Genomic DNA, 5,702 nt, shown 5'->3' with positions numbered 1-5,702 from the left:
GTACGCGGGGAGAAACCATGGCCACAAAATGCGCCATAAATGGCCGCCAGTGGGGAGCTTACGATGGCCGTCGACACGCCGGCGAGCCAACCGCATCCCTGGCCGCCGCGGCTCAGACGGTAAAGGTGCACGTCGACAGCAGCGCCACACTGCTGCCGCCGACTGGGCCTGACACGTCGTTTTCAACGACGACTGTTCTCGCTCCTGAGGAGAAAATGATGCCACGACTGGCATACACCGCAGCCGGCACATTGGCAGCGTGCAGCAGTCCCCTACCCCATCACTGAGATCGGCGCGTCCACGACGCTGTCCGCAGCGCCGGAAACAAGCCAGTTCGCCCCGCCCCGATCTTCGACGACGAAGGCCGCACCGTATCCGTCGCACTGAAACCCGGTAGCAGTTCCAACGCGATTTGCACCGGATGGAATCCGCTGCAAATCGCCGCCCCTGTTGAGGATCGGAGCTAGAGGTTCACCCGAAATGTGGGGGCCTGTTGAACGTGTCTCGAAGAGTTGGGTATTGGCGTGACGGCTGCGGACGTTCTTTGCGGTTCGTCCTGGACATGTATTGCTCGAGGGTGGCAGCCCGTTGTGCAGCGGTGTTTTCATCGGCAGTGACTATTGGTGCGATGTCGGCCAACCTGTCACGGGCGGATACCAGGTCTGTAAATCGAGACGTGTACGTCAAAATACGCACACTCGCTTCGATCGGCGACGCCGGATCTAAATGATGACCATTGTCTTCGTACAAGCGTGCCTCGTCAGCTCCGGACAGTGCCCATGACAGCGTGTCTACCTCGGCGGAGGACAAAGCGAGGGCGGGATCACGCAGAATTTCATCGGCTAACAGATGGATCTGTTGGATCCGGAAGGTCCACTCATCGGTTGAGGCGAAGAGCACCAGCCGTATGAACTCTCGGAACTCCGGGCTGTCAGTGTCGAGAATGGTTGCAAATCTGGTGTGAAAGTCGTCAAGGGCGTGGGAATCCGATACGAAATCAGCGCTATTTTTGCGTTCCTCAGTCAGTCGATAGGAGTGGGATTGAAATGCTTTCGCGAGCCTTGCGCCACGGCCCATAGGGAGCGACAGTAGGACTCGGGTGACGTCTGAGTACCCTTCGGTGAAATATCCCGCCATCTGGCCGCGGAGCAGGAGATCGAGTTTTTCGAACAAGAACAGTATCGCTGTCATGCTTGCAGCCTGCCCAGGGAAATCCGCCCAAAACTCAGCCTCATCGATGTTCCAGGCTGTCGTCAGGCCTATCACGTAGCGGTCTCGTTCGGGGCCGTAAGAGGGAGGAAGGGCGTCGATTTCTGGACGAACCAACGTATCTATGAAGGATGTGAGCCGTGCTTGCAGGATCTCTTCGGATATGTCCGGGCGCGTGCTCATGATTCCTCCGTGGTGCCAGTCTCGATGAAAATCCACGGCATTTCAAAGGCTTTGGAACTTTTTGGTGCTAGTTCGGCGGCGCGCGGTTTACAGACCGTAGTGTGGGAGGTCTCATCGATGGATTCGTCAACAAAATCCGTGTCGTATCGATCGGTGATGACTACGTTGTCCGGATTAGCCCACACGATCCGAGCTTTCAGCGCCTCACACCCAGGCTCCTTCACGTACATTTCTGTTCGTCGCCGAGTCCTTTCCAAGACCTCGGAACCGGGTTGAAGATCGCTGAACGCCGGTGCTCGTCGGAGAAATACCTCGATAGCGCTCCACACTGAGGACGCAGCCTTCATTGCTCCAAGAGCACCGGATGCCTGAAATCCCGCACTGGCAGGGCTGAACATTCGAGTCTGTGCACTCAAAATGGGAGGTCTCTTTTCAGCGGGAGAGCCGTCCTCTCTCCATTTCTGCGCGGCGTCTGCCAGTGCCTGGCGAACTATCAGTCCGCCCAACGAGTGCGCGACCAGAAACAGCTCCTCGTACTCGGTCGTGATGTCCGTCCGAAGGGCGCCAGCGCTGGTGGTGAGCGCTGCGGCGTTGGGTTTCGGAAAGAAGTCACCAATCGATCTCCGGATCCGGTCCGCTACACCTTTTGGGTTCTCTTTCCGAGACTTATAGCCAATGAACAGCATGTCGGCTTCGAGCCACCATTCTCGCTCGCCCGAGTCAGGGAAATTTTTCCAAGTCCCGATGGCGTTACCACCGAAACCGTGCACGAACACAATTAGTCGTTTGACTTTCCCAGAGTGACTGGATGCGTAGAACGTCCAGCCTTTGTACTTTTCCAGAGCGACCACTGAGTGATGCATTCGTTGATCTTTCCTTATCCGCAGAGTCGATGTAGCTCAGACGTCGGCTCCAAACCCACGTCTTCGATCACTGCGCATGTGTCACAGGTAGTCCGAGATTCGGCTGTCCTCGCGTCAATCGGCGGCAGAATTCGAGGTAGTTGCGTGTCTGCATCCAGCGGTTGAAGGTGAACTCTGGATACGCGTGTTTTTGATTCCACGATCTGGTTGCCGCAGTCGTGTGAGCCGGTTACGTGGCTTTGTCGAGCGATTGGACGATGATGGAGCGTGCTGCGAGTTCGTCTTCGAGATCTATTCGGAGGGACTCGTCGAGACCGTTATCTGCTACAACCCAGTTGTGGTACACGGCTGTCCACAGGAATTTGAATCGGACATGGCTGTTGGCGTTCGTTTCTAGACCTTTGGTCACCATGGCCTTGTGGGCGGGGATGACCTCGTCACGCCACATCGCGTACTCGGCCCCATCGGGGCATGTGAGGTAGTTCAAAAACACAAACGAGTAGGTGTCATATCCAGCTGTGAACTGCGTGTGTCCAAGGGTTTGGTACAGCGAGGAATCTTTGTGGTTTTTGTAGAAACTGGCATCCAGTTCATATGCCTGCACCATCCATTCGGGGAGCTGAATGGCAGGAACCACGGTTCCCTTTTCCTCACCCATTACAGCGTCGATGAGGCCGTCGCCGATGATCGTCCAGTCGTCCGCGTAGACAGGGCCAACTCTCACAGCACCGCGGAACAATCGGCTGTGTCCCCACACCAATCGCAGAATATGAATCTGGAGACTGAACACCATGTCCATGAGCCAGTCCAAGGCTTCGTGAGCTTGCTCCGCGGCCTCAGCACCTGCTGGAAGTCTGTGCTCAGCCAATGCAGCAAGTGTCTCGATATGCTTCGGCGGTAGTGGAATCGCGACGGCCACGTTGTCCGTGAACGTGACAGCCATGGGAGGTTGCGGCGTTTCAGGTCCGCCGACTAGGCCTCGATAGAGGTCGAGATCCCCTCGGAATTCGTTGAACTGACGTACCCAGTCCCTGACAAACTCGAGCTTAGTGGAGTCTGATTCTTCTTTCCAAAACGTCTTGGTTGCGAGCGCGTCGATGTAGATGACGATCGACTCAGCCATGATCGGCTGGCCCTGCGCATCATGGTAAGCATCAGCCACTGGCACGGCTTCTTCACTCGCGGCAGCTGTCTGGTCGGTCATATTCTCTCCCAAGAATTCTCACATTTTGATGGCCGAACGTACCGCCTGACGGAAGGCTAGTCTGCCGGCAGAACGAATACGACCAAATCGAAACGATCAGCCTCGCACCAAACGACGGCAGATTTCGAGGTTGTCAGCCGTCCTGATCCACCGGGCAAAGGTATACACGGCGCGCTTGTCAGCAGGTATCTGCGCCTCCCACAACCGTCGCCACCGAAGCCATGTCCGATAGTCGCACCGGTACTGCGGTTCAAGGTTGCGTTGATCCAACGCGTACTGCACGCCGGTGTCTTCCGACGTCGCCGCGATCACCCGAACGGGCAGTTTGTCAGTCTGCTTCGACCAATCAAAATTCTGTGCGTACACATCCGGCATCAGCTTCTGCAGAAGGCCATCCTGATGCCCACCGCTGATGAAGTTCGTCGTTCCTTGCAACACCACCCGCACCTCCGGTGACACCACCCACCGGCAGTGCCGGAACTGACCGCGCCGAAGCCGCTTCCCCGGTGCACCATTGGCATCAACGACGTCCTCAACGGAAGGCAACGACGACCGGTAACCGTCGACGAGCATCTTCATGCGTGCCTCCGATTTCGTCGCGACTTCCACCTCGACCGCAGCCAACTCACCCGACTCCAACACCTCGATGAAATCAGGGAAACGCAGACCCGAACGCTGCGGCGAATACGGCGCCACACGGTTGTCCCAGTCAGTCCGAACCGGCAACCCCAACCACGTGTTCCGCTCCCCCACAACCGTCGTCCCAGCCGGCCCCTCATCGATCAACGTCAGCCGCGACGGGACAACACCGGCCGCGACACCATCCGACGAATAGTGCACCCCCACCGACTGCAAAAAACGATGCGACTGACTCTCATCGCGGGCCTCCAGCATCCGAATCTGGCGCTCCGAAATCACCGTGCGCCCCCGAGCTCGAGCAGCCAACGTCTGATCCGCAACCAACAACCGATGCAACAGATTCGCAGGCACCGTCATGTGCCCACGCAACGACGAATGCGACACCGGAAACTCCGCCGTCTCCAACCCCACTGTCTGACCATCAAGCGTCGGAACCAACACAACGCCAGCCCACGGCTGATCCTGATTCCGCGTCAACAAACCAGCATCCTCCATCGACCGAACACGATGCCGAGCCGTGCTGATCTTCCCCCCGTAAAACCAATGCGCCGCCTGCCGCAACGACACCACACCATGCAGCGTCATGAACCGAAGCAAGTCCTCATCCGCAGGCTTCCGACGCCACCCCGCCGGCCCCTTCCCACCCGGCTTTCCCCGCCGATCCGCCGGCACAGCATCAGCTGCGAACCGTCGCCGCGACCGAGCCCGTTTCCACTCGGACACAGACTCCGGAGTCGCCAAAACTTCACGCTCCCAGGACTGCACAACCGAAACCAACGTCTCACCTCTCACCGCAGCGGCACTGCCCACACCCTACAGAACCAACCTCCCCAAAACCCGGACCCCAACCCCGACACCAGCTGTCGAGAACAACTTTCCACCGGAAATGCCGCAACCAGCAACTATTATCCGAAAAACCCGACATCCAGCCCCCCAAGAAAAATCCTGACTAACCCCCACAACCGCACGTCACACACACCACAGATTCGCTTCGCTGTCTGGGTGATGGTGTGAGTGCGTGGTTGATGGGGGTTCCGGCTACGCCGCAGGTGTCGGCCACTTCGTGGACCACCCCGTAGCAGTGCCCCGAAGAATGCTCGCTCGCTCGCATCCTCCGGTGCCCTGACGGGGTGGGTGGCCGACTGACCTGCGGTCGTATCCGGTTGGTGGTGGTCGGTCCGCTGCGCTAAGCCTTGTCGGCTTCTGTCGGTGGCTTCTCGCCCCCGGGTGGTGGTTGCCCCTGAGTGTTTGGTCGCTGCTGTTGGTGTCATCTGTTGTGTGCAGCTGTTGGTGTCATCTGGGTCCGCCGGCCGGGTGTGTGTCGCACCCCTGGCGGGGTGTCGTCAACGGTGTTGTCTTCGTTGGGATCTGCGTTGTCGACATCAGGGTGAGCCCCCTCTGCCGGTAGCCGCGCAGCCCGTCGATGTCACCGACAACTGGTGCGGCCGCCAACCCGAAACCCGGGTCGGACGAGCTTCAACCAGCTCTCCCAACAGCACCACCGTGTGGGTGAGTATCTGCATGCGGTGACCATCCGTAGCTGAGCGCAGCGGACCCAGCCACAGCAGTCGTGGACCGGCGCCGAGCAGAACGCAGTGGAAGCC

Annotated in this window: 4 protein-coding genes; all 4 read right to left on the bottom strand. The window is 58.6% G+C overall.

Going from position 1 to position 5,702, the window contains the following annotated elements:
- Positions 1-471: 471 nt before the first annotated feature.
- On the bottom strand, positions 472-1,392 hold the full coding sequence (locus AC1Q61_RS32420) for a hypothetical protein (protein WP_075835581.1): 921 nt from the start codon (positions 1,390-1,392) through the stop codon (positions 472-474).
- On the bottom strand, positions 1,389-2,255 hold the full coding sequence (locus tag AC1Q61_RS32415) for an esterase/lipase family protein (protein WP_058228340.1): 867 nt from the start codon (positions 2,253-2,255) through the stop codon (positions 1,389-1,391). The genes AC1Q61_RS32420 and AC1Q61_RS32415 overlap by 4 nt, the downstream gene beginning before the upstream one ends.
- A 229-nt stretch (positions 2,256-2,484) precedes the next feature.
- The gene (locus tag AC1Q61_RS32410) at positions 2,485-3,459 is read right to left on the bottom strand and encodes a hypothetical protein (protein WP_075835583.1); all 975 of its coding nucleotides are present in this window, start codon (positions 3,457-3,459) and stop codon (positions 2,485-2,487) included.
- Between the two features lie 96 nt (positions 3,460-3,555).
- Positions 3,556-4,593, bottom strand: a complete 1,038-nt coding sequence (locus AC1Q61_RS32405; protein WP_157127661.1) for a hypothetical protein — start codon at positions 4,591-4,593, stop codon at positions 3,556-3,558.
- Between the last annotated feature and the right edge of the window lie 1,109 nt (positions 4,594-5,702).

Source organism: Rhodococcus sp. MPR-R1B, assembly GCF_058793255.1.
The sequence above is the reverse complement of the archived record's forward strand: the minus strand, read 5'-3'. Positions and strand labels throughout refer to the sequence as shown.